Source organism: Mesorhizobium sp. M1396 (genome assembly GCF_040317725.1).
Lineage (GTDB): Bacteria > Pseudomonadota > Alphaproteobacteria > Rhizobiales > Rhizobiaceae > Mesorhizobium.
Genome location: NZ_JAMYLA010000014.1, coordinates 14,055 through 38,254, shown reverse-complemented (window position 1 = coordinate 38,254; position 24,200 = coordinate 14,055). Strand labels below are relative to the sequence as shown.

At 63.3% G+C, this 24,200-nt stretch carries 26 protein-coding genes, 1 tRNA gene and 1 pseudogene; 15 read left to right on the top strand and 13 right to left on the bottom strand.

Features of this window, described 5'->3' with window-relative positions; genetic code table 11:
* Positions 1–73 precede the first annotated feature (73 nt).
* From kdpB to NKH02_RS11445, 6 genes are all read right to left on the bottom strand, one after another.
* A complete protein-coding gene (gene kdpB / locus NKH02_RS11470; protein WP_352878762.1) occupies positions 74–2,167 on the bottom strand; it encodes a potassium-transporting ATPase subunit KdpB in 2,094 nt (697 codons plus the stop codon).
* A complete protein-coding gene (locus NKH02_RS11465) occupies positions 2,164–2,349 on the bottom strand; it encodes a hypothetical protein (RefSeq protein WP_352878759.1) in 186 nt (61 codons plus the stop codon). The genes kdpB and NKH02_RS11465 overlap by 4 nt, the downstream gene beginning before the upstream one ends.
* 7 nt (positions 2,350–2,356) lie before the next feature.
* Positions 2,357–4,060 (bottom strand): potassium-transporting ATPase subunit KdpA, encoded by a 1,704-nt coding sequence (gene kdpA, locus NKH02_RS11460; protein ID WP_352878756.1) that lies wholly within the window; start codon positions 4,058–4,060, stop codon positions 2,357–2,359.
* Between the two features lie 20 nt (positions 4,061–4,080).
* A complete protein-coding gene (gene kdpF, locus NKH02_RS11455; protein ID WP_019861144.1) occupies positions 4,081–4,170 on the bottom strand; it encodes a K(+)-transporting ATPase subunit F in 90 nt (29 codons plus the stop codon).
* A gap of 572 nt (positions 4,171–4,742) precedes the next feature.
* Positions 4,743–4,967: an alkylphosphonate utilization protein gene (locus NKH02_RS11450; protein WP_352878908.1), complete on the bottom strand. Its 225-nt coding sequence runs from the start codon at positions 4,965–4,967 to the stop codon at positions 4,743–4,745.
* 138 nt (positions 4,968–5,105) lie between these two features.
* Positions 5,106–5,195: transfer RNA gene (locus tag NKH02_RS11445), tRNA-Ser, on the bottom strand.
* A 329-nt stretch (positions 5,196–5,524) separates the two neighbouring features.
* On the opposite strand from NKH02_RS11445, the gene NKH02_RS11440 reads away from it, so the two are divergent.
* The 4 genes from NKH02_RS11440 (at position 5,525) to NKH02_RS11425 (ending at position 8,132) form a co-directional block, all read left to right on the top strand.
* The gene (locus NKH02_RS11440; RefSeq protein ID WP_352863079.1) at positions 5,525–5,767 is read left to right on the top strand and encodes a hypothetical protein; all 243 of its coding nucleotides are present in this window, start codon (positions 5,525–5,527) and stop codon (positions 5,765–5,767) included.
* 139 nt (positions 5,768–5,906) lie between these two features.
* On the top strand, positions 5,907–6,227 hold the full coding sequence (locus tag NKH02_RS11435; RefSeq protein ID WP_352863077.1) for a hypothetical protein: 321 nt from the start codon (positions 5,907–5,909) through the stop codon (positions 6,225–6,227).
* A 37-nt stretch (positions 6,228–6,264) separates the two neighbouring features.
* Complete coding sequence (msrA, locus tag NKH02_RS11430) at positions 6,265–6,930, top strand: peptide-methionine (S)-S-oxide reductase MsrA (RefSeq protein WP_352863075.1); 666 nt, start codon at positions 6,265–6,267, stop codon at positions 6,928–6,930.
* Between the two features lie 212 nt (positions 6,931–7,142).
* A complete protein-coding gene (locus NKH02_RS11425; RefSeq protein WP_352863073.1) occupies positions 7,143–8,132 on the top strand; it encodes a BMP family lipoprotein in 990 nt (329 codons plus the stop codon).
* Between the two features lie 64 nt (positions 8,133–8,196).
* Here the strand turns inward: NKH02_RS11425 and NKH02_RS11420 are convergent, their stop codons facing one another.
* Both NKH02_RS11420 and NKH02_RS11415 read right to left on the bottom strand, forming a co-directional pair.
* Positions 8,197–8,580, bottom strand: coding sequence for a hypothetical protein (locus tag NKH02_RS11420; protein ID WP_352878753.1), 384 nt, complete (start codon positions 8,578–8,580; stop codon positions 8,197–8,199).
* A 20-nt stretch (positions 8,581–8,600) separates the two neighbouring features.
* Positions 8,601–8,810 carry a SlyX family protein gene (locus tag NKH02_RS11415; RefSeq protein WP_352878750.1) on the bottom strand — a complete coding sequence of 70 codons (210 nt, stop codon included), beginning with the start codon at positions 8,808–8,810 and terminating at the stop codon, positions 8,601–8,603.
* 215 nt (positions 8,811–9,025) lie between these two features.
* Here NKH02_RS11415 and NKH02_RS11410 point away from each other — a divergent pair, with 215 nt between their 5' ends.
* The 6 genes from NKH02_RS11410 (at position 9,026) to deoA (ending at position 15,275) form a co-directional block, all read left to right on the top strand.
* Complete coding sequence (locus tag NKH02_RS11410) at positions 9,026–10,558, top strand: ABC transporter ATP-binding protein (RefSeq protein ID WP_352878748.1); 1,533 nt, start codon at positions 9,026–9,028, stop codon at positions 10,556–10,558.
* Complete coding sequence (locus tag NKH02_RS11405) at positions 10,555–11,694, top strand: ABC transporter permease (RefSeq protein WP_352878745.1); 1,140 nt, start codon at positions 10,555–10,557, stop codon at positions 11,692–11,694. The genes NKH02_RS11410 and NKH02_RS11405 overlap by 4 nt, the downstream gene beginning before the upstream one ends.
* 1 nt (position 11,695) lies before the next feature.
* On the top strand, positions 11,696–12,667 hold the full coding sequence (locus NKH02_RS11400) for an ABC transporter permease (RefSeq protein ID WP_352863063.1): 972 nt from the start codon (positions 11,696–11,698) through the stop codon (positions 12,665–12,667).
* 62 nt (positions 12,668–12,729) lie between these two features.
* Positions 12,730–13,122: a cytidine deaminase gene (gene cdd, locus NKH02_RS11395; RefSeq protein ID WP_352863061.1), complete on the top strand. Its 393-nt coding sequence runs from the start codon at positions 12,730–12,732 to the stop codon at positions 13,120–13,122.
* Between the two features lie 24 nt (positions 13,123–13,146).
* The gene (locus NKH02_RS11390) at positions 13,147–13,956 is read left to right on the top strand and encodes a purine-nucleoside phosphorylase (RefSeq protein WP_352863059.1); all 810 of its coding nucleotides are present in this window, start codon (positions 13,147–13,149) and stop codon (positions 13,954–13,956) included.
* Positions 13,956–15,275, top strand: a complete 1,320-nt coding sequence (deoA, locus tag NKH02_RS11385; RefSeq protein ID WP_352878743.1) for a thymidine phosphorylase — start codon at positions 13,956–13,958, stop codon at positions 15,273–15,275. The genes NKH02_RS11390 and deoA overlap by 1 nt, the downstream gene beginning before the upstream one ends.
* A gap of 85 nt (positions 15,276–15,360) precedes the next feature.
* Here the strand turns inward: deoA and NKH02_RS11380 are convergent, their stop codons facing one another.
* The 3 genes from NKH02_RS11380 to NKH02_RS11370 form a co-directional block, all read right to left on the bottom strand.
* A complete protein-coding gene (locus tag NKH02_RS11380; RefSeq protein ID WP_352863056.1) occupies positions 15,361–15,924 on the bottom strand; it encodes a TIGR02281 family clan AA aspartic protease in 564 nt (187 codons plus the stop codon).
* A 224-nt stretch (positions 15,925–16,148) separates the two neighbouring features.
* Entirely contained in the window at positions 16,149–16,778 is a 630-nt protein-coding gene (gene upp, locus NKH02_RS11375; RefSeq protein ID WP_352863054.1) for a uracil phosphoribosyltransferase, read from the bottom strand.
* 144 nt (positions 16,779–16,922) lie between these two features.
* Entirely contained in the window at positions 16,923–17,897 is a 975-nt protein-coding gene (locus NKH02_RS11370; protein ID WP_352863052.1) for an adenosine deaminase, read from the bottom strand.
* A gap of 133 nt (positions 17,898–18,030) precedes the next feature.
* On the opposite strand from NKH02_RS11370, the gene ubiE reads away from it, so the two are divergent.
* The 3 genes from ubiE (at position 18,031) to coaBC (ending at position 22,016) form a co-directional block, all read left to right on the top strand.
* Positions 18,031–18,807 (top strand): bifunctional demethylmenaquinone methyltransferase/2-methoxy-6-polyprenyl-1,4-benzoquinol methylase UbiE, encoded by a 777-nt coding sequence (gene ubiE, locus NKH02_RS11365; RefSeq protein WP_352878740.1) that lies wholly within the window; start codon positions 18,031–18,033, stop codon positions 18,805–18,807.
* 70 nt (positions 18,808–18,877) lie between these two features.
* A complete protein-coding gene (gene ubiB, locus NKH02_RS11360; protein WP_352878737.1) occupies positions 18,878–20,452 on the top strand; it encodes a 2-polyprenylphenol 6-hydroxylase in 1,575 nt (524 codons plus the stop codon).
* Positions 20,453–20,546: 94 nt separating this feature from the next.
* Positions 20,547–22,016, top strand: a complete 1,470-nt coding sequence (coaBC, locus tag NKH02_RS11355; protein ID WP_352878734.1) for a bifunctional phosphopantothenoylcysteine decarboxylase/phosphopantothenate--cysteine ligase CoaBC — start codon at positions 20,547–20,549, stop codon at positions 22,014–22,016.
* A 112-nt stretch (positions 22,017–22,128) separates the two neighbouring features.
* Here the strand turns inward: coaBC and NKH02_RS11350 are convergent, their stop codons facing one another.
* Positions 22,129–22,707 (bottom strand): invasion associated locus B family protein, encoded by a 579-nt coding sequence (locus NKH02_RS11350; RefSeq protein WP_352878732.1) that lies wholly within the window; start codon positions 22,705–22,707, stop codon positions 22,129–22,131.
* Positions 22,708–23,044: 337 nt separating this feature from the next.
* Here NKH02_RS11350 and NKH02_RS11345 point away from each other — a divergent pair, with 337 nt between their 5' ends.
* Positions 23,045–23,353 carry a hypothetical protein gene (locus NKH02_RS11345; protein ID WP_352878729.1) on the top strand — a complete coding sequence of 103 codons (309 nt, stop codon included), beginning with the start codon at positions 23,045–23,047 and terminating at the stop codon, positions 23,351–23,353.
* 128 nt (positions 23,354–23,481) lie between these two features.
* The gene (locus tag NKH02_RS11340; RefSeq protein ID WP_352863040.1) at positions 23,482–23,958 is read left to right on the top strand and encodes an NUDIX hydrolase; all 477 of its coding nucleotides are present in this window, start codon (positions 23,482–23,484) and stop codon (positions 23,956–23,958) included.
* A 9-nt stretch (positions 23,959–23,967) separates the two neighbouring features.
* On the opposite strand, the pseudogene NKH02_RS11335 reads toward NKH02_RS11340, so the two are convergent.
* Positions 23,968–24,180 (bottom strand): annotated as a pseudogene (locus NKH02_RS11335) (citryl-CoA lyase); the annotation flags it as partial.
* Positions 24,181–24,200: the final 20 nt, after the last annotated feature.

Below are 24,200 nucleotides of genomic sequence, written 5' to 3'. Positions count from 1 at the left end.
GGACATATTCCTCAGAGCAATTCCAGGAAAAGCGCGTAGCGCTTTGCCTAGGGAATTGCGTTAAAACACAGAGTTAAGCGAGGCCGAGTGAGGTGACGATCATGTCGATCGCCTTGATGCCGACGAACGGCACGATGATGCCGCCGAGACCGTAGACGAGCAGGTTGCGGCTGAGCAGCGCGCCGGCGCCGATGGCACGGTATTTGACGCCTTTCAGCGACAGCGGGATCAGTGCGATGATGATCAGCGCGTTGAAGATGATGGCTGACAGGATAGCACTCTGCGGCGTCGCCAGATGCATGACGTTGAGTGCCTGCAACGGGCCCGTGGTCTGCCCCGGCGCGATGTAGAAGGCCGCGAACATCGCCGGGATGATGGCGAAATACTTGGCGACGTCGTTGGCGATGGAGAAAGTCGTCAGCGAGCCGCGCGTCATCAGCAGCGCCTTGCCGATTTCGACGATCTCGATGAGCTTGGTCGGATCGCTGTCGAGGTCGACCATGTTGCCGGCCTCGCGGGCGGCGACCGTGCCGGTGTTCATGGCGACGCCGACATCGGCCTGGGCAAGGGCCGGCGCATCGTTGGTGCCGTCGCCGCACATGGCGACCAGCTTGCCCTTGGCCTGCTCGTCGCGGATCAGCTTGAGCTTGTCCTCGGGCGTCGCCTGGGCGAGGAAGTCGTCGACGCCGGCCTCCGCGGCAATGGCCGCCGCCGTCATCGGATTGTCGCCGGTGATCATCACCGTGCGGATGCCCATCTTGCGCAGTTCGGCAAAGCGCTCCCTGATGCCGCCCTTGACGATGTCCTTGAGGTGGACGACGCCGAGCAGGCGCCCGTCGCGCTCGACAGCCAGCGGCGTGCCGCCCGACTTGGCGATCTCGTCGGCGATCGCCTGAAGATCCCTGACGGTATCGCTGCCGGGCCGCGTGGCGTGGGCGGCGACCGTCGACTGGCTGACATGGGCAAGCACGGAATCGACCGCACCCTTGCGCACCGAAGAGCCGTCAATGTCGACGCCGCTCATGCGGGTCTGCGCGGTGAAGGGCACGAAGGTGGCGTGCAACGTCGCCATGTCGCGGGCGCGGATGGCGTATTTCTCCTTGGCCAGCACGACGATCGAGCGGCCTTCCGGCGTCTCATCGGCAAGCGACGCGAGTTGCGCCGCGTCGGCCAGCTCCTGCTCGGTGACGCCCTTGACCGGACGGAACTCGGTCGCCTGGCGGTTGCCGAGCGTGATCGTGCCGGTCTTGTCGAGCAGCAGCGTGTCGACGTCGCCGGCAGCCTCGACGGCGCGGCCCGACATAGCCAGCACGTTGAAGCGCACCAGGCGGTCCATGCCGGCAATGCCGATGGCCGACAGCAGCGCGCCGATGGTGGTCGGGATCAAGGTGACGAACAGGGCGACGAGCACGGTGACCGAGATGTAGCCACCCGAATAGGTCGCAAAACTCGGGATCGTCGCGGTGGCCAGAACGAAGATCAGCGTCATGCCGACGAGCAGGATGTTGAGCGCGATCTCGTTCGGCGTCTTCTGGCGCTCCGCGCCTTCGACCAGCGAGATCATGCGGTCGAGGAAGGTGTGGCCGGAAGCGGCCGTGATGCGCACGCGGATCCAGTCGGACAAAACCTGCGTGCCGCCGGTGACCGCCGAACGGTCGCCGCCGGATTCGCGGATGACCGGTGCGGATTCGCCGGTGATTGCCGCTTCGTTGACCGAAGCGACGCCCTCGATCACCTCGCCGTCGGACGGGATGATGTCGCCGGCCTCGACCAGCACGGCATCGCCGACCTTGAGGCTGGTGCCGGGCACGAGTTTGTATTTGGTGCGGTCTTCGCCGGTCAAAAGCTTGGCCTGGGTCTCGGTGCGCGCCTTGCGCAGCGAATCCGCCTGCGCCTTGCCGCGGCCTTCGGCGACCGCTTCGGCGAAATTGGCGAACAGCACGGTGAACCACAGCCAGATGATGATCTGCAGCGTGAAGCCGAGATTGCCGCTGCCGGTGACCAGGTCCTTGACGAACAGCACCGTGGTGAGGGCCGAGACGACGGCGACGACGAACATCACCGGGTTCCTGGCCAGCGTGCGCGGGTCGAGCTTGCGGAAGGCGCCGCCAATGGCGGGAAGCAGGATGCGGGCATCCATGATGCTTGCTGATTTCGAGCGGCTCATTTTGAAGCTCCGGCTTCGGTGTTGTTGGACGGCACCGAACGATCGGTTACCGAAAAGAAGTGTGGCGGCCCGTAGGCCAGTAACCAGAGGACGAGCATGACTGCCGCAAGACCGAGAAACGTCGACAGGGTCGGGAAAGGAGGAGGCCTGTCCTTGCGACGCATGGAGTTGAACCAGGGCATGACAGCCTCAGAAGGTCTGCCCGTGGATGCCAGCCAGGTGCTCGATGATCGGCCCGACGGCGAGCGCCGGGAAGAAGGTCAGACCACCGACGATCAGGATGACGCCGACCAGCAGCCCGACGAACAGCGGGCCATCGGTCGGGAAGGTGCCGGCGGAAGCCGGAACCGTCTTCTTCGCCACCAGCGAGCCGGCGATGGCCAGCGCCGGGATGATGACCAGGAAGCGGCCCATCAGCATGCCGATGCCGATGGTGATGTTGTACCAGGGCGTGTTGCCGCTGAGGCCGCCGAAGGCCGAGCCATTGTTCGCCGCACCCGACGTGTAGGCATAGAGAACCTCGGAGAAGCCGTGCGGGCCGGCATTGCCCATCGACGCCACACCGGTCGGCAGCACGACAGCGATGGCGGTGAAGATCAGCATCGCCAGCGGCAGGCACAGGATTGCCAGCATCGCCATCTTGACCTCCTTGGCCTCGATCTTCTTGCCGAGATATTCGGGGGTGCGGCCGACCATCAGGCCGGCGACGAAGACGGCGACGACGATGTACGTCAGGATGCCGTAGAGACCGGCGCCGACACCGCCGACGATGACTTCGCCAAGCTGCATGTTGATGATCGGGATCATGCCGCCGAGCGCGGTGAACGAGCCGTGCATGGCATTGACGGCGCCGCAGGAGGCGGCGGTGGTGATGACGGCAAACAGCGCCGACAAGGCGATGCCGAAGCGTGTCTCCTTGCCTTCCATGTTGCCGCCGTCGATGCCCAGCGCATGCACCAGCGGGTTGCCGGCGGCTTCCGCCCAGTAGCAGACGATGACGCCGGCGATGAACATGACGCCCATGGCCGACAGGATCGCCCAGCCCTGGCGCTGGTTGCCGATCATGCGGCCGAAGACGTTGGTCAAGGCTGCGCCGATGGCGAAGATCGACACCATCTGGATCAGGTTGGAGATCGCGTCGGGATTCTCGAACGGGTGCGCGGCATTGGCGTTGAAGAAGCCGCCGCCATTGGTGCCGAGCATCTTGATGGCCACCTGCGAAGCGACCGGGCCGACGGCGATGGTCTGCCGCGCGCCTTCGAGCGTCGTGGCGTCGACGTAGGCGCCAAGCGTCTGCGGCATGCCGAGCCAGACATAGACCAGAGTCAGCACGATGCAGAACGGCAACAGCAGATAGAGTGTTGAACGGGTCATATCGACCCAGAAATTGCCGATCGACTTGCCGGAAGCGCGGGCAAAACCGCGGATCAGAGCGATGGCGATGGCTATGCCGGTGGCCGCCGAAACGAAGTTCTGCACCGTCAGGCCGGCCATCTGCACGAGGTAGGACATCGTGCTCTCGCCGCCATAGTTCTGCCAGTTGGTGTTGGTCATGAAGCTGGCGGCGGTGTTGAAGGCCAGTCCTGGCTCAACCGCGGTCATGCCGGCGGGGTTGTAGGGCAGGCTTCCCTGCAGGCGCTGCAGGACATAGAGCACAAGGAAGCCGGCAAGGTTGAACAGCAGCAGCGCCACCGCGTAGGTGGTCCAGTGCTGTTCCTCGCGTTCGCTGGTTCCGCAAATGCGGTAGAGCCCGCGCTCGATCGGGCCGAAGATTGGCGAGAGCAGCGTGCGGTCGCCGTTGAAGACGCGGTGCATGTACCCGCCGAGCGGTTTCACCAGCAAAATGATGATCCCGCAATAAACCAGGATCTGTATCCAACCGTTCAGTGTCATGGCTGTGGCTTTCCGTGCCTTCAGAAGCGTTCTGGACGAACGAGCGCGTAGGTCAGGTAGGCGAGCAGGAACAAGGTCACGCCACCACCGAGGATGTAATCGAAAAGCATGGTCCTATCCTCAGCTCAAATTCTGTCGCAGGCTTTGACATAGGTGAAGAACAGGGCGAAAAACAAAACCCCGATCCCAAGAACAATGCCGTCCATTATGTTTGTTCCTTTTGCTCACTTGTACTTTGCGCCCTCGACGAAGATTCGCGACGCCATGGCCCGCCGCATTTTTTGCCGCTGACGGAACCGGTTGTGTTTTCTCAAGGGGAATATGGACCCGATCGCCATAAAGGTTCGAGACGGGACGGGGCGGAAAGAAATAGGAATTTCATAAAGGTTTTGGCCTGGCGACCATCCCAGGGGTCGCGGTCGGTGCGTCGCGCACGCCCTACCGGCTGGCCGTCACGCCGGCCATGCGGGACGTCATCGTGCAGCCGGCCCTCGCGAGTCGATACCTCACCATTTAGGACGATGAGCTTCATTGGTTAAAATGCGGATAAAACTTTCACAAGCCTGGTCGCGCTGCGGGCCGAGAACTATACGCCGCAACAATCACTGGCCTTGTGCGCTCTTTGGCAAGGACGAGACGGTTGATATTTACCGAAGCTGCATCTTGATTGCAGCCTTGAGGGTCACGCCTTCTTCACGAACTCGGTTTTGAGCACCAGGCCCTTCACTTGCTTGGTGTTGCATTCGATCTCGCCGGGATTGCCGTTGAGGCGAATGTTCTTCACCAGCGTACCCCGCTTGATCGTCTCCGAAGAGCCTTTGACTTTGAGATCCTTGACCAGCGTGACGGAATCGCCGTCATTCAATTGAGCGCCATTGCTGTCGCGCACGATTACATCGTTTGGCATGCCGTCTCCTGTGATTTGGATCACCACTACCAGATCACGTAACAATTCCAAAACCGGCTCGTGGGCGTTCACGCGTGATCCTTCTGGCGCCCTTACGAGACGCAACGATATCAGAGGATTCTACCATTTTTTGTGGTCTGGCGGAGAGAGCGGGATTCGAACCCGCGTTACGGTCTCCCGTAAACACACTTTCCAGGCGTGCGCCTTCAACCACTCGGCCACCTCTCCGTCCATGCATGTCGCGCCGGCCGGTTTCGCCGCGCGGGTTGGGGAGATGCACCTCCCTTGGGGCGGTGGCGCGGTATTCCGCGCCGGCGTCGCCAACCAGCGAACGCCCTTCCCCTGCACCTGAGCCGTCGAAGCAACAGGCGCGGGGCTCATCTAGTCGATCCGGGGCCGAATGCCAAGCCATAACGGCAGTCTATTCGCTTTGCCGGCCACACAGCGTTTCGCCAGTCCCCCGGCGCGCCCGTTTTGAGGCGCCGCCAGCCGAATGATGTGCACAGGCAACACCGCACGGCTGGCCTTGCTTGACTTCGCCTCTGGCCATCTGTCGAGTGACGCAAAGACCGATCGTCGCTGCCCTGCTCGGCATCATCCTCGGCGCCGTCATCGGCGCCCTCGCCGGCTTCTTCGCCGGCTCGATCATTGCCGACACCACCGACATGAGCTGCTTCGAAGGCGCCTGCGGCTTTTTTGCCGTGTTCATCGGCTTGGCCGGGCTGGTGATCGGCGCCATCGGCGGCGGCATTTTCGCCGTCTGGCGTGTCCAATGGCGCAAACGCAAGCCGGTGGCTTAGGGTCGACCGGAGAAAGCGCGGACTTCAAATTCGCGTAGGCCGATTGCGAAGTGGGCAGGGCCATTCTATCTCTCGTTTCGAAATGTGCCGGAAGGCCCTCGGGAGGAGCTTGAGGACTGGCCCGGGAGGAAGGTCTCTGATGTTTCGCTTCGTCTTCCGTCTTGCCGCCATGGTCGCCCTGTCGATTTCCGTCATCATGGCGGTGCTCGACGCGACGCGCACCGTGGCGGCCTCAGTGCTGGTGCTGACACCGCTCAACACCAGCTGGCTGGCGGTCTCGCCGGACACTCGGGCCGCCTTCGAGACCTTCGTTCGGGCCAAGGCCGGCCCTCTGCTGTGGGACGGCGCCGTCGCCTGGGCGCTCAACCAGCCGGGCTTCGCCGTGTTCGCGGCGCTGGCCTTCCTGCTCTATGCGATCGGCTACAGGCGGCAACCGCGCGGACGGTTCGCCGCGAACTGATCCCCTTCCGCGTTTCACCCAGAGAGGAAAGCCGTGCATGTTCTTTCTCAGCGACATGCTGAACAAGAAGCTCAATCTGCCGAAGCCGTCCGAGGCCCTGCCGGGCCGCGCCAGGGCGATCCCGACCGCACCACGGCACAAGGTCTTGAAAAGACCGCTCAAGGGTCCCTATCCCGAGGGGCTGGAGACGGCGATGTTCGGGCTCGGCTGTTTCTGGGGTGCGGAGCGGCTGTTCTGGCGGAGGGAAGGCGTCTGGGTCACGGCGGTCGGCTACGCCGGCGGCATCACGCCCAATCCGACCTACCAGGAAACCTGCACCGGGCTTACCGGCCATGCCGAAGTGGTGCTGGTCGTCCATGACCCCAAGATCGTCTCCTATGCCGCGCTTCTGAAGCTGTTCTGGGAAAGCCATGACCCGACACAAGGCATGCGCCAGGGCAATGATATCGGCACCACCTACCGCTCCGCGATCTACGCGATCGGTGATGCGCAATTGCAGGCGGCGAGCGCCTCGCGCGATGCCTATGAGGCTTCGCTGCGCGGCGCCGGCCACGGCAGGATCACCACCGAGATCGCGCCGGCGACCGAATTCTACTTCGCCGAAGGCGATCACCAGCAATATCTGGCGAAGAACCCTTACGGCACTTGCAACTTGAAAGGCACGGGCGTCGCTTACGACATTCCGGCCGCCGCCTCCGCCTGACGCCTTTGGCGCAGGGATCAAGCTTCCGCGCGGCTTGCCCGCGCCATGCTTTTCCAAAAGGTCAAAATTCCGCGTGAATTTTGTTTCGGGCCGTGCCAGATTGCCGCCGAGCGGGAGGGGAATACACTCCTGGCTGACGTCGCATGCCTGCCGGAGAACCGGGCCGGTATGCGGTGCATAACGGAAAAAATAACCGACAGGGTGTGGATCACATGAAACGTATCGTTCTCGGCCTCCTGGCCGCAACCGCAATGGTTCTTCCGGCTTTCGCCGCGGATGTCCAGCCGGCGCTTCTCTATGATCTCGGCGGCAAGTTCGACAAATCCTTCAACGAGGCAGCCTACCACGGCGCCGAAAAGTTCAAGACCGAGACCGGCACGGCCTATGTCGAATTCGAGGTCTCCAACGCCTCGCAGCGCGAGCAGGCGCTGCGCCGCTTTGCCGAGGACGGCCGCAACCCGATCGTCATGGCCGGCTTTGCCTGGGAGGACGCGCTGAAGAAGGTCGCGGCCGAATATCCCGACCTCAACTTCGCCATCATCGACGACGCCGTCGATCTGCCCAATGTCCGCTCGCTGGTATTCAAGGAGAATGAAGGCTCCTATCTGGTCGGCATCCTGGCGGCGATGGCTTCGAAGTCGAAGAAGGTCTCCTTCATCGGCGGCATGGACATTCCGCTGATCCGCAAGTTCGAATGCGGCTATGTCGGCGGCGCCAAGTCGGCCGGCGCGACGGACGTCATCCAGAACATGACCGGTGACACGCCGGCTGCCTGGAACGACCCGGCCAAGGGCGGCGAGATTGCCAAGACACAGATCGACCAGGGCTCCGACGTGGTCTACGCCGCGGCGGGCGGCACCGGCGTCGGCGTGCTGCAGGCGGCGGCTGATGCCGGCAAGCTTGGCATCGGCGTCGATTCCAACCAGAACGGCCTGCAGCCCGGCAAAGTGCTGACCTCGATGATGAAGCGCGTCGACGTTGCCGTCTACAACGCCTTCATGGACGGCAAGAACGGCACCTTCAAGGGTGGCCTGCAAAATCTCGGCCTCAAGGAAGGCGGCGTCGACTACGCCATGGACGAGAACAACAAGGCGCTGGTGACCGACGAGATGAAGGCGGCCGTCGAAAAGGCCAAGGCCGACATCATCTCCGGCAAGATCCAGGTGCACGACTACACCGCCGACAACGCCTGCCCCTATTGAGCGGCATAAATATCGGCCATGATCTTGCAAACCGCCGGGCGCAAGCTCGGCGGTTTTGCGTGGCCTATAATTTACCCGCCAGATACCCCAGCGCGAAGGCCACGATCAGGCCGACGGCAACGACAAATCCGCGCCGGCCGCCAAGCGCGTGCAAGCCGATGCCGTGCGGCCGCTGCGACAGGCGTTCGATCACGGCTGGCGACCCGGCATCGCCCAGCCCGGAGCTGCGCATCTGCGGCAGGTCGCCGATGCGCTGCGTGATCTGCTTCCAGCGCTCTTCAGGTTCGGCATCGTCGAAGACATGCATGCGTTCGGCAAGCCGCACGACCGCATCGCGGAAGGCCGGGTCGATTTCCAGATCGCGCTCGGCCCGTTCGCGTTCCATGTCGTTCATCAGGCCGAGCACATAGTCGCCGGCCCGCGCGATACGATCGCTTTCACTGGCCATGGCGGGCGCGCCCCTTTTCCTCACCAGTGCGGCGGCTTGGTTACAGGCACTTCGTCTCCTGTCTGCTCCTCCAGTGCCAGAAACCGATCGGTCAGCGCATCGAGCTTGCGCTGCATGCGCTCGATCACCTTCCACTGTTCGGCGATCTGGCCGGACAGTTCCTCGATGGTCTTCTCCTGTTCGGCGGCGCGGATCTCCAGCGTCGTCAGCCGGTTGGCGAACACGGTCATTCAAAATCCCCAGTCTTGCAGCGTACAGCCTTTGCGCCGTGATGCGAATTTCGGCTTCGCCATATTAGCGAATGTGAAGGCCCCGGCCACGTTGGAAATTGACAAGCACACCGGGATTTGTCGAGAGTGGCCCTGCTCCGGCCAATTGGCACGGGCGGAGCGTCATGCTAGGCGTTTTGACCAAGCGATAAAAAAATAAGAGTGGGACAGGCTGCATGGCGCAAGCCGCAATCGAGCTGATCGGCATCGACAAGAGTTTTGGCGCCGTGCGCGCCAACCGGGACATCAATCTGGAGATCGCGCGAGGCACCATCCACGGCATCGTCGGCGAGAACGGCGCGGGCAAGTCGACGCTGATGTCGATCCTCTATGGCTTCTACCAGGCCGATAGCGGCGAGATCCGAGTCGGCGGCCAGCCGACGGCGATCAACACGCCCAATGACGCCATCGCGCTCGGCATCGGCATGGTGCACCAGCACTTCATGCTGGTCGACAACTTCTCGGTGCTGGAAAACGTCATCCTCGGCGCCGAGAGCGATGCCCTGCTGAAGAAGAGCATCGCCAAGGCGCGCTCCGAACTCGAGCGTCTCGAACGCGAATACGGGCTGGAGGTCGATCCCGATGCGATCATCGAGGAACTGCCGGTCGGCCTGCAGCAGCGTGTCGAGATCCTCAAGGCGCTTTATCGCGGCGCCGAGATCCTGATCCTCGACGAACCGACGGGCGTGTTGACACCGGCAGAGGCCGACCATCTGTTCCGCATCCTCAGGCAGCTGAAGGACCAGGGCAAGACGGTGGTGCTGATCACTCACAAACTGCGCGAGATCATGGATATCACCGACACCGTGTCGGTCATGCGTCAGGGAACGATGGTGGCGACGCGCGAGACCGCCAGGACCACAGTCGAGGAACTGGCTGAGCTGATGGTCGGACGGCGCGTGCTCTTGAGGGTCGAAAAGGGCGAGGCGGAAGCTGGCGGCGTCAAGCTCGCGGTCAAGAACCTGACGGTGAAGGATACACGCGGCGTCACCATGGTCGACGACATCTCCTTCGATATCAGGGCCGGCGAGATCGTCGGCATCGCCGGTGTCGCCGGCAACGGACAATCCGAACTGCTCGAGGCGATTTCCGGCATCAGGCGCGCGGTCTCGGGCTCAGTCATGCTCGACGGCAAGCCGATCGACCTGACCGGTGCCGCCGACCCCGGAGAATTGCGCGATCGCGGCCTGGCGCACGTGCCGGAAGATCGCCATCACGTCGGGTTGGTGCTGGCCTTCGAGGAGAACGAGAACTCCATCCTCGGCTATCACGACGATCCCCGCTATCTGAATGGGCCGTTCCTCAACATCGATGCCATCCGCAACGATGCCAAGGACAAGATCGCTAAATACGATATCCGCCCCACGGACTGCCGGCTCAAGACCGCCAATTTTTCCGGCGGCAACCAGCAGAAGATCGTGCTCGCGCGCGAAATGGAACAGGATCCCGGCGTGCTGATTGTCGGCCAGCCGACGCGCGGCGTCGATGTCGGCGCCATCGAATTCATCCACAAGCGCCTGATCGCCATGCGCGACCAGGGCAAGGCAGTGCTGGTGGTGTCGGTCGAACTGGATGAGATCCGTTCACTCTCCGACCGCATCCTGGTGATGTTTGCCGGCCGCATCGTCGGCGAGCGCGGCCCTGAGGCGACCGAAGGCGAACTCGGCCTGCTGATGGCCGGCGTCGAGCACCAGGAGGCCGCGGAATGAGCACGCCTTACGCCAAGCTGCCGGCCTGGGCAGACTACGGCCTGATCCCGGTGATCAATCTGTTCGTCGCCTTCGTCGTCGCCGGCTTCGTCGTGCTTCTGGTCGGCGAAAACCCCTTGCGCGCCGCCGTCATCCTGGTCGAGGGCGCCTTCGGCAAGGGCTCAGGCATTGCCTTCACCCTGTTCTATGCCACGACGTTCATCTTCACCGGGCTTTCCGTGGCGGTGGCGGCGCATTGCGGCCTGTTCAACATCGGCACAGAGGGGCAGGCCTACATCGCCGGCCTCGGCATCGCCATCGTCTGTCTTTCCTTCGACAGCGTGCTGCCATGGTGGCTGACATTTCCGCTGGCCATCGTCGCTTCGGCGATCGTGGGCGCGTTGTGGGGACTCATCCCCGCCTACCTGCAGGCCAAGCGCGGCTCGCACATCGTCATCACCACCATCATGTTCAACTTCATCGCCGCCTCGATCATGGTTTACCTGCTGGTCGGCCCCTTGAAGCCGGCAGCGTCGCAAGCGCCGCAAACGCGCAACTTTCTTGCCGGCGCGGAATTGCCGAAGCTCAACTGGATCATCGAGTTGTTCGGCGCCAAGATCCGTTCGGCGCCGCTGAACATTTCCTTCCTGCTGGCGTTGGTCATGGCCTTCCTAGTCTGGCTGCTGATCTGGCGCACCAAGCTCGGCTACGAGATGCGCACCTACGGTCACAGCCCGAAGGCGGCACGCTATGCCGGCATTTCGGAAACCCGCATCATCATCACCGCCATGATGATCTCGGGCGCGCTCGCCGGCATGATGGCGCTCAACCCGGTAATGGGCGACCAGCACAATGTCGCGATCGATTTCGTTTCCGGCGCCGGTTTCGTCGGCATCGCCGTGGCGCTGATGGGCCGCCTGCACCCGGCCGGCATCGTGCTGGCGGCGATCCTGTTCGGCATGCTTTACCAGGGTGGCGCCGAGCTTGCCTTCGAAATGCCGGCGATCAGCCGCGACATGATCGTCATCATCCAGGGTCTCGTCATCCTGTTTGCCGGCGCGCTCGAGCACATGTTCAGGCCTTACATCCAGGCGCTGTTCGCCTCGTTCAATCCGAGGTCGGTCGGCATGGAAGCGATCAAGAGTAAGGGTGCCTGAGATGGATGTGTTCAACGCAATCGTCCAGACACTGGACTCGACCATCCGCCTCTCGGTGCCGCTGCTGCTGGCATGCCTCGCCGGCCTCTATTCGGAACGCGCCGGCATCTTCGACATTGGTCTCGAGGGTAAGATGCTGGTCGGCGCCTTCGCCGGAGCGGCGGCGGCTTCCGTGTTCCATTCGGCCTTTCTCGGCCTCGGCATGGCCATCCTGATCTCGGTCGGGTTTGCCATGATCCACGGCTTCGCCTCGATCACCCATCGCGGCAACCAGATCGTCTCCGGCGTGGCAATCAATTTCATTGCCGCCGGATCGACCATCATCCTCGGCCAAGCCTGGTTCCAGCAAGGCGGGCGCACGCCGGCGCTGCAACCGGGCGAGCGCTTCGAGGCCATCATCTGGCCTGGTGCCGCCGCCCTGCACGACGTGCCGATCATCGGGCCGATCTATGCCGAACTGCTGTCGGGCCACTCGATCCTGGTCTATCTCGCTTTCGCGATGGTGCCGTTCACCTGGTGGGTGCTGTTTCGCACCCGGTTCGGCCTGCGCCTGCGCGCCGTCGGCGAGAACCCGGCCGCCGTCGATACCGCCGGCATCTCGGTCGCCTGGCTGCGCTACCGGGCACTGATCTGCACGGGCATCCTCACCGGCATCGCCGGCGCCTATCTGTCGATGGTGCAGAATGGCGGCTTCGTGAAGGACATGACCGCCGGCAAGGGCTATATCGCGCTGGCCGCGCTGATCTTCGCCAAGTGGAAGCCGGTCAACGCCATGTTCGCCTGCCTGCTGTTCGGCTTCCTCGATGCGCTGTCGATCCGTCTGCAAGGCTCGCCGCTGCCCATCATCGGCAAGGTGCCGGTGCAGTTCATGCAGGCGCTGCCCTACATCCTCACCGTCATCCTGCTCGCCGGCTTCATCGGCAAGGCCATTCCGCCACGCGCCGGCGGCGTACCATATGTCAAGGAACGCTGAGCGGGAGCAACGGGGCGGCTTAGTGCCGGTTTTTGGACATGATCATCGGAGAGAACACCTGAATGTCGCATGATCTGTTCGAGGCCGCCAAGGCTGCCATGGCCAAGGCCTATGCGCCCTATTCGAAGTTTCCAGTGGGCGCTGCCTTGCGCACCGAGGACGGGCGTATCTTTACCGGCGCCAATATCGAGGTCGCCTCCTATCCGGAAGGCTGGTGCGCGGAGACCACAGCGCTCGGTCACTACATCATGGGCGGGGGCGGCAAGATCGTGGAGATCGCCGTTCTTGCCGAGCGCATGGCGAAATGCTCGCCTTGCGGTGGCTGCCGGCAGCGGCTGGCCGAATTCTGCCGGCCCGAAACCAAGCTCTATCTCTGCGACAATGCCGGCGTGGCCGAAACCGTGACCATGGGCGACATGCTGCCCTATGGTTTCCGCGGCGACATCTTGCAATGAAGACCTGACTCGGAATTGGCTGAAATGACGGAAAAGGCGCTGGATCATCTCATCGAAAGGCTGGACGGTCTCGCACCGTTGACGGCGCTTGTGCTGGGTTCGGGCCTGGGCGGTCTTGTCGACCAGATCGAGGATCCGATCCGCATCTCCTATGCCGAGTTGCCGGGCTTTCCCAGAAGCGGCGTCACCGGCCATGCCGGTGAGGTGGTGGCGGGGCTGTTCGCCGGCGTGCCGGTGCTGATGCTGTCGGGCCGCGCCCACTACTATGAGCACGGCGTTGCTGCGGCGATGCGTCCGGTGCTGGAGGTGCTTGCCGGCATCGGCATCACGAAACTGATCCTCACCAATGCAGCCGGCTCGGTCGATCCGGATATGCCGCCGGGCTCGGTGATGCTGATATCGGACCACATCAATTTCTCGGGCACCAACCCACTCATCGGGGAGCCCAGCGACCGCCGCTTCGTTGGTCTCACCGAAGCCTATGATGCCGGCATCCGCAAGGCGATCGAACGGGCGGCGAAAGCGACCGGCACCGCGCTGCACAAGGGCGTCTACATGTGGTTCTCGGGGCCGTGCTTCGAAACACCCGCTGAAATCCGCATGGCGCGCATCATGGGCGCCAACGCGGTCGGCATGTCGACCGTACCGGAGGTCATTCTCGCCCGTTTCCTCGGGCTGCGCGTCGCCGCCTGTTCGGTCATCACCAATCTGGCGGCCGGCATGACCGGTGCCGAGCTTTCGCACCAGGAGACCAAGGACATGGCACCGATAGGCGGCGCGCGGCTGGCAACCATCCTGCAGCGCGTGTTCCGCGACGGACTGCTGGAGAGCTGATGCTTCCGCAGGAAATCATCCGCCGCAAGCGCGACGGCCTGAGGCTGTCGGAGCAGGAGATCGCCGGCTTCGTCGAGGGCGTGACCGATGGGGCCGTTTCGGACGGTCAGGTCGGTGCCTTCGCCATGGCGGTGTTCTTCAACGGCATGAGCCGCGACGAGGCGGTGGCGCTGACGCTCGCGATGCGCGATTCCGGTGACGTGCTCAACTGGTCGGACCTGCCCGGTCCGGTCACCGACAAGCATTCGACCGGCGGGGTCGGCGACAATGTCTCGCTCATGCTGGCGCCGATCGTCGCCGCCTGTGGCGCCTATGTGCCGATGATATCAGGCCGTGGCCTTGGCCACACCGGCGGCACGCTGGACAAGATGGATGCGATCCCCGGCTATGTGAGCCAGCCCGATATCGCGCTGTTTCGCAAGGCCGTTCTTGAAACCGGCTGCGCCATCATCGGCCAGACCGCCGACCTCGCGCCCGCCGATCGACGGCTCTATGCGATCCGCGACGTCACCGGAACCGTCGAATCGGTGCCGCTGATCACCGCCTCGATCCTGTCGAAGAAGCTGGCTGCCGGGCTGCAATCGCTGGTGCTCGATGTCAAGGTCGGCAACGGCGCCTTCATGGAGAAGTCGCGCGACGCAACCGCACTCGCCAACAGCCTGGTCGAGATCGCCAATGGTGCCGGGCTGAAGGCCTCGGCGTTGATCACCGGCATGAACGAGCCGCTGGCATCGGCCGCCGGCAACGCCGTCGAGGTGCGCAATGCCGTCGATTTCCTCACTGGCCGGTTTCGCGACCATCGGCTGGAGGACGTGACGCTGGCGCTGGCCGCCGAAATGCTGCAGTCGGCGGGACTGGTGTCGTCCAACCAGGATGGCATGCGGCGCGCCACCGAGACGCTCGCCAGCGGCCGCGCCGCCGCCACCTTCTCGCGCATGGTGGCCGCGCTTGGGGGTCCGGCCGATTTCATCGAGAAGCCGGAAAAATATCTGCCAGTGGCGGCGACCGAATTTGCCGTCAGGGCGACCGAAAACGGCTTCGTCACCGGCATCGCCACCCGAGACATTGGGCTCGCCGTGGTTAGCCTGGGAGGCGGACGCACGCGGCCGGACGACAAGGTCGACCCTGCGGTCGGCATCACCAGGCTGTTGCCTATCGGCGCGGAGGTCAGGGTCGGCGAGCCGCTGGCGCTGGTCCATGCCCGCTCATCGGCCAATGCCGAGGCTGCCGCCGCCGCCGTGCTTTCGGCCTATACGGTCGGCGCTTCGAAGCCGGCCGCCGACAAGTCGGTCATCCGGCGGATCCTGCCGCGCGGCTGAGCAATTCCAGGAAAAATGTGTAACGGTTTTCCCGGGAAAAGCGCATAGCGCTTTCCCTTGGGAATTGCGGAAAACGAATAGGACTTTACTGAACGAGCAGCAGCGTGCCGTCCTCGACCTGGTATTTATCGAGCCGATTAAGGAAACTCATGCCGATCAGATTGGTGCGCAGCGCCCTATCTTCGAGCACGATGGTCTGGACGTCGTTGACCGTGATGTTGCCGATCTGCAGGCGGCCGATCATTGCCACGGCTGCCTTGATGGTGCCGTTGGCGGTGCTGACCTCGTGACTGAAGTCGGAAGGGTTCAGCGACAGGCCGATCTTGCGCGCCGTTGAAATGTTGATGGCGACCAGTGTGGCGCCGGTGTCGATCATGCCGTCGATCTGACGTCCGTTGAGTTTGAAGGCCGACGAGAAGTGTCCGCGCTCGTCTGCCGCAACGACGACCTTGCGGCCCATCGGCAGCGGCGCCACCGGCTTGTCGGGGACCGATGCCAAATTGACGTCGGATTGGGCTTCGACCGCTTGTTTGCTCGTCACCGTGGATTTCAGCAGGTTTTCAACGAATTGCGGATTCGACTGATACACAATCGGTATCGATGCCGACGTGCCGGCGAAAACGCCAAGGATGAGAAGTTTGCGCAGCATGGATCGGCCTCGCCGCATGACCCCGAAAATCGGGATCGATTTTCGGAAAGGATCATGCGCAAAATCAAAGCGCTACAGCGTCCTTTGCGCGTCCGAATGGACGCGCGGCGCTGTAGTTGAGGGCCGATCCTTAAGCCCGGATGGTGTTTGCCGCTTTAACGGGCGCCAAAACCGCGCCTTTGCGTAAATATTCGGTAAATAGTACCAGGCAACTTTGCCTGGTACTATTTGGTCCCGTACATGCGGTCGCCGGCATCGCCGAGGCCGGGCATGATGTAGCCCTTCTCGTTGAGCTGGCGGTCGATGGATGCCGTGAAGACGGGAACGTCCGGATGCGCCTTGGTGAAGCGCTCGATGCCTTCGGGCGCTGCCAGCAGGCAAAGGAAACGGATGTTGGTGGCGCCGCGCTCCTTCAGCTTGTCGATCGCCGCGATCGCCGAATTGGCGGTCGCCAGCATCGGATCGACGACGATCACCAGACGGTCGGCGAGGTCGCTCGGCGCCTTGAAGAAATATTCCACCGCTTCCAGTGTTTCGTGATCGCGGTAGAGACCGACATGGGCGACGCGGGCCGCCGGCACCAGGTCGAGCAGGCCTTCCAGCAAGCCGTTGCCGGCGCGCAGCACCGAGGCGAAGACCAGCTTCTTGCCCTCCAGCGTCGGCGCCTCCATGGTTTCCATCGGCGTTTCGATCGTCGTCGTCGTCAGTTCGAGGTTGCGGGTGACCTCGTAGCCAAGCAGCAGCGATATTTCGCGCAGCAGCCGGCGGAAGCCGGCCGTCGAGGTCTCCTTCTTGCGCATGATGGTCAGCTTGTGCTGGACAAGCGGATGGTCGATGACGGTGACGCCCTTCATGGTGTTCTCCTGATGCCTGCGACCGAAAGTGCGCATGGTCCTTTCGGACGCGCCGCGCTCCAAGCTGCTTGAGCGAACCCTAGCGACAATGCGGCGGCCAAGGAACCGCCTAGCCCGACCCGACCACAGCTTTGTCGGCAGAAATCAGCGTGCCGCGCTGTTCAACCGGGCAAGAAGTGCTGACTTGGTCTTTTTGTCGACGAAAGCGGCTTCGATGGCGGTCCGGGTCACGGCGACCAGCGCCTTTTCGTTCATCGCGAAATGCTCGGCGGCGATGTCGTATTCGCGCTTCAGCGAGGTCCAGAAATAAGGCGGATCGTCGGAATTGAGCGTCACCTTGCAGCCAGCCGTCTGCAGGGCCGGAAACGGATGGTCGGCAAAACTGTCGAACACCTTGAGCGCGATGTTGGAGCCGGGGCAACATTCCAGCACGACGCCCTCGTCGGCGATGCGCCGAACAAGGTCCGGGTTCTCGATGGCACGCACGCCATGGCCGATGCGGGACGGACGGATGTGGTCGAGCGCCGCCTGGACGGTCTCCCAGCCTGTCAGTTCGCCGGCATGGATGGTGATGCCGAGCCCGGCCTCGCGGGCGATCTCGAAAGCCCTGACATAGTCTTCCATCTCGCCGATGCGCTCATCGCCGGCGACGCCGAAACCGGTGACCAGCGGGTGCCCGCAGCGCGCCGCGAAACGCGCCGCCTGCTCGATCGACTCGACGCCGACATGGCGCACGCCGGTAACGATCATGCGGCCCTCGATGCCGGTCTTGGCCTTGGCGCGCGCCATGCCTTCGCCAAGCGCATCGGTATAGGCCTTGGGCGAAAGCCCGGCCTTCCTGGCGTGGTCCGGCGAAGTGAATATCTCGGAATAGATAGCCCCATCGCGGGCAAGGCTGGTCAGATAATGATCGGCCAGCCGCGCATAGTCCTCCTCGGTCCGGAACAGATCGGAGGAAAAGTCGTAAGCCGCGAGGAAGGAGGTGAAATCGTGCCAGACGAACGAACCGTTCTGGATATAGGGCGAGGTGTCCTTGCCGTATTTCTGCGCCTGGCGGATGACGAGTTCAGGCGCCGCTGCCCCTTCGATGTGGCAGTGCAGTTCCGCTTTCAAAGGCATTCAATCATCCCGTCGGTCAGTCCAGGTCTTGAAAACCGCCACCTGGAAGCGCGGCCGAACACCGCGCCTTAAACAATAGCGCCCGCACCATCGATCGGCTATGGTCCCGCCGGTTTTATGACGGATCAAAAAAATGTCAGTTGAGAGAACCACGGCCGCGAGCGGCATGGAAACCTCTTATGGTTTCAAGCGTGTTGGGGCTGGCGACAAGCAGTCCCTGGTCAACGATGTTTTCCACAAGGTGGCCTACCGCTACGACCTGATGAACGATCTGATGTCGGCCGGCCTGCACCGGCTGTGGAAGGATGCCATGGTGACATGGCTCAATCCTCCAAAAAGGATCGGCTGGCGGGTGCTCGACGTTGCCGGCGGCACCGGCGACATCGCCTTTCGCATCGTCGATGCCAGCCACGGCAATGCCCATGCCACGGTGCTCGACATCAATGGCTCGATGCTGGCCGTCGGTCGCGACCGGGCCGAAAAGATAGGCCTGTCCGGCAATACCGATTTCGTCGAGGCCAATGCCGAGGAACTGCCCTTTCCCGACGCCACATTCGACGCCTACACCATCGCTTTCGGCATCCGCAACGTGCCGCGCATCGATGTCGCACTCGGTGAAGCGTTCCGCGTGTTGAAGCCGGGAGGGCGCTTCCTGTGCCTTGAATTTTCCGAGGTCGAGATGCCGCTGCTCGATAAGGTCTACGAAGCCTGGTCGTTCAACGCCATTCCGAAGATAGGCAAGATGGTGACCGGCGACGGCGAGCCCTATTCCTATCTGGTCGAATCGATCGCAAGGTTTCCCAACCAGCAGAATTTCGCGACGATGATTTCCCGCGCCGGCTTCGATCGCGTTTCCTTCCGCAACTATTCCGGCGGTATTGCCGCGCTTCATTCGGGCTGGAAGCTTTGAGGCCGGGGGGCATTTTTCACGTTCGACATGCGCTATGCCGGTTCGAAGAGCCGGCAGAACGGGCGCGGCCATGAGCACCGCCAGCGCTGGATTTCGGCTTATGCGCGCCGGCTGGGTGCTTATGCGCGAGGGCGTCGTTGCCGCCTTGCCAGGCGACGAACTGTCCGGCCTGCCGAAATTTGGCTGGCGGCTGGCACGGCTGTTCACCCGCCGCCGCGCGCTTGCCTATGAGCGCAGCGACCGGCTGGCCAAGGCGGTCGTCCGGCTCGGTCCCTCCTATGTCAAGCTCGGCCAGTTCCTGGCGACGCGGCCCGACGTCGTCGGCAACGACATGGCGCTTGATCTCGCCATGTTGCAGGACAAGATGCACACCTTCCCGAAGATCGAGGCGGTTGCGGCGATCGAAGCTTCGCTCGGGCGCAAGATCGGCGATCTCTATTCGCAGTTTGGCGACCCGGTCGCTGCCGCCTCCATCGCCCAGGTCCATGCCGCCGACGCGATCCACAACGGCGTTGCCATCAAGGTGGCGGTCAAGGTGATTCGGCCGGGAGTGCGCCGCCGCTTCTTCCAGGATCTCGAAAGCTATTTCCTCGCCGCTCGCCTGCAGGAAAAATACATTCCGTCGTCCCGTCGTCTGCGGCCGGTCGAGGTCACCGAGACGCTGGCGCAGACCACCAAAATCGAGATGGATCTTCGCCTCGAGGCGGCGGCGCTTTCGGAACTCGGCGAGAACACCAAGGATGATCCCGGCTTCCGCGTACCATCCGTCGATTGGGAGCGCACCGGCCGTGACGTGCTGACCATGGAATGGGTCGACGGCGTCAAGATGAACGACATTGCCGGCCTGGAAACCGCCGGCCACGATCTGAAGACGATCGCCGCCAACCTCATCCAGTCGTTCCTGCGTCACACGCTGCGTGACGGCTTCTTCCATGCCGATATGCATCCGGGCAACCTCTTCGTCGAGGCAAACGGCACCATCGTCGCCGTCGATCTCGGCATTGCCGGACGTCTCGGCAAGAAGGAGCGCCGTTTCCTCGCCGAAATCCTCTACGGCTTCATCGTGCGCGACTATCTGCGTGTCGCCGAGGTGCATTTCGAGGCTGGCTACGTGCCGCGCCAGCACAATGTCGCGGCCTTCGCGCAAGCGATCCGGGCGATCGGTGAGCCGATCCACGGCCAGCCGGCCGAGACCATTTCGATGGCCAAGCTTTTGACGCTGCTGTTCGAGGTAACCGAACTGTTCGACATGGCCACCCGGCCAGAACTGATCCTGCTGCAGAAGACCATGGTGGTGGTCGAGGGCGTCGCGCGCACGCTCGACCCGGCTTTCAACATGTGGAAGACGGCCGAGCCGGTGGTAAGCGGCTGGATCGCCGGTAACCTTGGCCCACGTGGCATGATGCTCGACGCGCGCGACGGCGCCAAGGCGCTGCTGACACTGGCCCGCCAGGCGCCCGAGCTTGCGGCGCGCACCGATCGGCTGTCACGCGAGATCGACCTAATGGCCGAGCACGGCCTGCGCTTCGACGAGACCACCGCGCGCGCCATAGGCAAGGCCGAGGCGCATTACAGCCGCTCCGGCCGCCTGGCCCTGTGGGTGGTCGCACTGACGCTGGTCTATATCGCCTGGAAGATCGTCTAACATTCCAGCCGCTTCAGACTCGGAGTCCGCAACTTGCGGCAATTTGATTGCATTGCTATCATTGCACTCGACAATCCCATCCGAGTGCAATCACATGGCCAGCATTACAATCCGCAACCTTGACGATGAGGTCAAGGAGTTGCTGCGCCGATTGGCGGCGGAGAACGACCGCTCCATGGAAGAGCAGGCGCGGGTCATGATCCGGGCCGCCGTTGACGGGCAGATCGGCCCAGTGGGCCGCATCGACCAGATCGAGAAAACGCTGCGCGAGTTGACCAGCGTGCACGGCGCGGCGACCCCGGCTACCGCCCCGGCAGGCAAGAGGCTGTCGCGCGGCCTCTCCGGCAAGCGCATCCTGCTCATCATCGGTGGCGGCATTGCCGCCTACAAGGCGCTCGATCTCATCCGCCGGCTGCGCGAGCGCGGGGCTGCCGTTCGGGTGGTGATGACATCGGCCGCGCAGGAATTCGTCACCACGCTATCGGTCGGCGCGCTCTCGGCCGACCATGTCTTCACCGACCTGTTCGACCGCCAGGACGAGCACGATGTCGGTCATATCAGGTTGTCGCGCGAGGCCGACCTTCTGGTGGTGGCGCCCGCCACCGCCGACCTGATGGCCAAGCTTGCCAATGGCCACGCCAACGATCTTGCCTCCACCGTGCTCATCGCCACCGACAAGCCGGTGTTGATGGCGCCTGCCATGAACCCCAAGATGTGGGCGCATCCGGCCACCCGCCGCAACCGTGCGGCGCTACGGAAGGACGGCATTGCCTTTGTAGGCCCGGCCAAGGGCGAGATGGCCGAAAGCAATGAGGCGGGCGAAGGCCGCATGGCCGAGCCGCTGGAGATCGTCGCCGCCATCGAGGCGCTGCTCGATGTCGGTCCCAAGCCGCTATCGGGGCGCAAGATCATCGTCACCTCCGGCCCGACGCATGAGCCGATCGACCCGGTGCGCTATATCGCCAACCGTTCGTCCGGCAAGCAGGGCCATGCCATCGCCGCGGCACTAGCGAGACTCGGCGCCGATGTGCGTCTCGTCTCCGGCCCGGTCGGCATTGCCGATCCCGCCGGGGTGAAGACCATCCATGTCGAACGTGCGCAAGAGATGCGCGATGCGGTCGAACAGCTTTTGCCCGCCGACGCGGCGGTGTTCGTCGCCGCCGTTGCCGACTGGCGCAGCGAAAATTCGGCCGGTGAGAAGATCAAGAAGGTCGCGGGCGAAGGGCCGCCGGTGCTGCGCATGGTCGAGAACCCCGACATTCTCGCCGGGATTGGCCATCACAGCCAGCGACCCGGCCTGGTGATCGGCTTCGCCGCCGAGACACAGGATCTCTTGCGCAACGCCGAGGCCAAGCTCCGGAAGAAGGGCGCCGATTTCATCGTTGCCAACGACGTGTCCCAGGAAAGCGGCGTCGGTCATTCGGGCGTGATGGGCGGCGATCGCAATCGGGTGCGGATCGTGTCGAAGGCCGGCGTCGAGGAGTGGCCCGAGATGAGCAAGGACGAGGTGGCGGCGCGGCTCGCCGCCCTGATCGCGGAACAGTTGAAAACGATCGTCGTTTGAGCCGACGCAAAGACCTCCTGCCGTCACGTTCGCTGCGGTGATGCACCGCCCGTGCCGCGACACGGCATCAGTCGGCGCGCTTTAAGTTCGCGGCCCTGCATGACGTCTGCGGTCAATTGGTCAAAAGCTCCGCGGTTCGGGCAAGCGCGCCAGCGAAGCCGTTGAGCGGAATGGAAAAGCTCACCGCTTGTCCGGTGTCGGCCGCGAAGGCGTCGATCTTCAGGGTGGTACCTGACTTCAGCAGCGGCGTGACAGTCGCATCGAACGCCACCGGCACCAGACAGCCGACGACCTGGCAGGTGTTGAATGCCAGGCTGCCGTCCAGTTTCTGATCGTCGATGGTCAGGCTGACCCCCTTGGCCAACCCCAGGCCGAACGGCAGCGCAAGCGTTCCCGTGGCATCCTCGCCGGTCTTGCTCGACAACTCGATCGCCAGCAGGCGCTGGTTGCTTTGCTTGTTGAATTGCTGATGCGACAGGCTGCAGGTCTTGGTCGTGCCTGATATCTGGCAATTGACCGTCCAATCGCCATGGGTTTCGGACAGTGCCGACGCGCCACCAGGTAGCTGCGGCGCATCGGCGGCGGCGGGCGGCGCCGTGACCTTGTCGCCCTTGGTCTGCGCCGCCACGGCCGGCACGCCGATGGTGCAGGCAACACCCAGCATCGCCACCAGATACGCGTACTTCCTCATAAAGATCCCTCCCGCCCGGCTCTGCCTTGGGCCAGCTGGAAGCTGACCTTGAGAGACGCGCTGATCGCGTTCCGTTTAATGTTTCGCCGAAGGCGCCATTATACCTGATGGACATGCCGACGCCGTTGACGCCGTTCGGCTCAAGGCCGGCGCCGACCCGATAGAGCGGCGAATCGACGGCTTCCGTCAAGTTCAATGCGGGGTTGCCAGGCAGATTCTAGGCCGCCGCTATTCGGCGGTCGACAGGCCGATTTCGTTTCGATCAACGCTTGGATATGGCACGGCCGGACAGACGCCCCTATATTGAGAGCAGGATTCATGACGCGGGAATGAGCGAATGTCGGCGCTTCGACCATCAACGATTTTCACATCGGCAATGGTGGCCACGGCAATGCTGGTGGGCGCTCGCCTGCCCACTTCCGCGCAAGCCCTCAATTCCGCCACCGGCGACAACGCGCTGATCCGGCAGAACGACCTGCAAATCCTGCAAAACAGGGTTCAGCGGCAGCAATACCAGCAGCAACAGCAGCAGTATCGTGCCCAGGACCGTCAGATCGTTCGGCAGCCGCCGACAGTCATGCAGCAACTCAAGCCAGGCTGCCAGACGCAGATAATCGGCACCACCGCCGTGAGCAATTGCCGCTGACATCCAGGCGTTTTTCATTTATTTAGCCGACTTATGTATTCGGGGTGCCTTTCGGCACACGCGAAAGTTTTGGTTTTGCAACGATGCCTTGTCGCGCTATGCGGCATTGCATCGACTGGATCGACGAAATGGCAGCCACCAAGAAAAAGGCCGTACGCAAGGCAAAGAAGGGCGAGAGGATCCGCCAGGTGGCGGCTATTCCCTTTCGGCTGAACGCGCGCGGCGATATCGAGGTGATGCTGGTGACGTCGCGAACCACCAGACGTTTCATCGTCCCCAAGGGATGGCCGATGACGGGCAAGAGCGGACGCAAGGCGGCCACCATCGAGGCGCAGGAGGAAGCCGGCGTGCTCGGCAAGACACTGAAGCAGCCGGCGGGCACTTATTCCTACTGGAAACGGCTGGCCAACCGCTTTGTCCGCGTCGACGTCATCGTCTATTTGCTTGAGGTGACCGAGGAACTGGCCGACTGGCAGGAAGCCAAACGACGCCAACGGGCCTGGCTGGCGCCGGCCGACGCGGCCATGCTCATCGATGAGCCCGAACTTTCGACATTGGTGAAGACCTTGAATCTCCCCCAGCCTGCGCCGGTCACTCCAGACTAGGGTCAGGCCTCACTCGCCGGTGTCATCCCCTTCGGGAAACGGTCGCGCCGGCGTGCCGGTATAGGCCCACAACCACTCGCGCGGCAGCGGCCCCTTGTTCCGCTCGGTTTGCTGCGACTGCTCCCAGGCATGCGCCAGGATGCCGACCGAGCGCGACAGAACGAAAAGCCCGCGCGTCAGCGGCGGCGGAAAGCCGAGTTCGCCATAGATGACGGTGAAGGCGAGCCTCAGCAGCGTCAGCG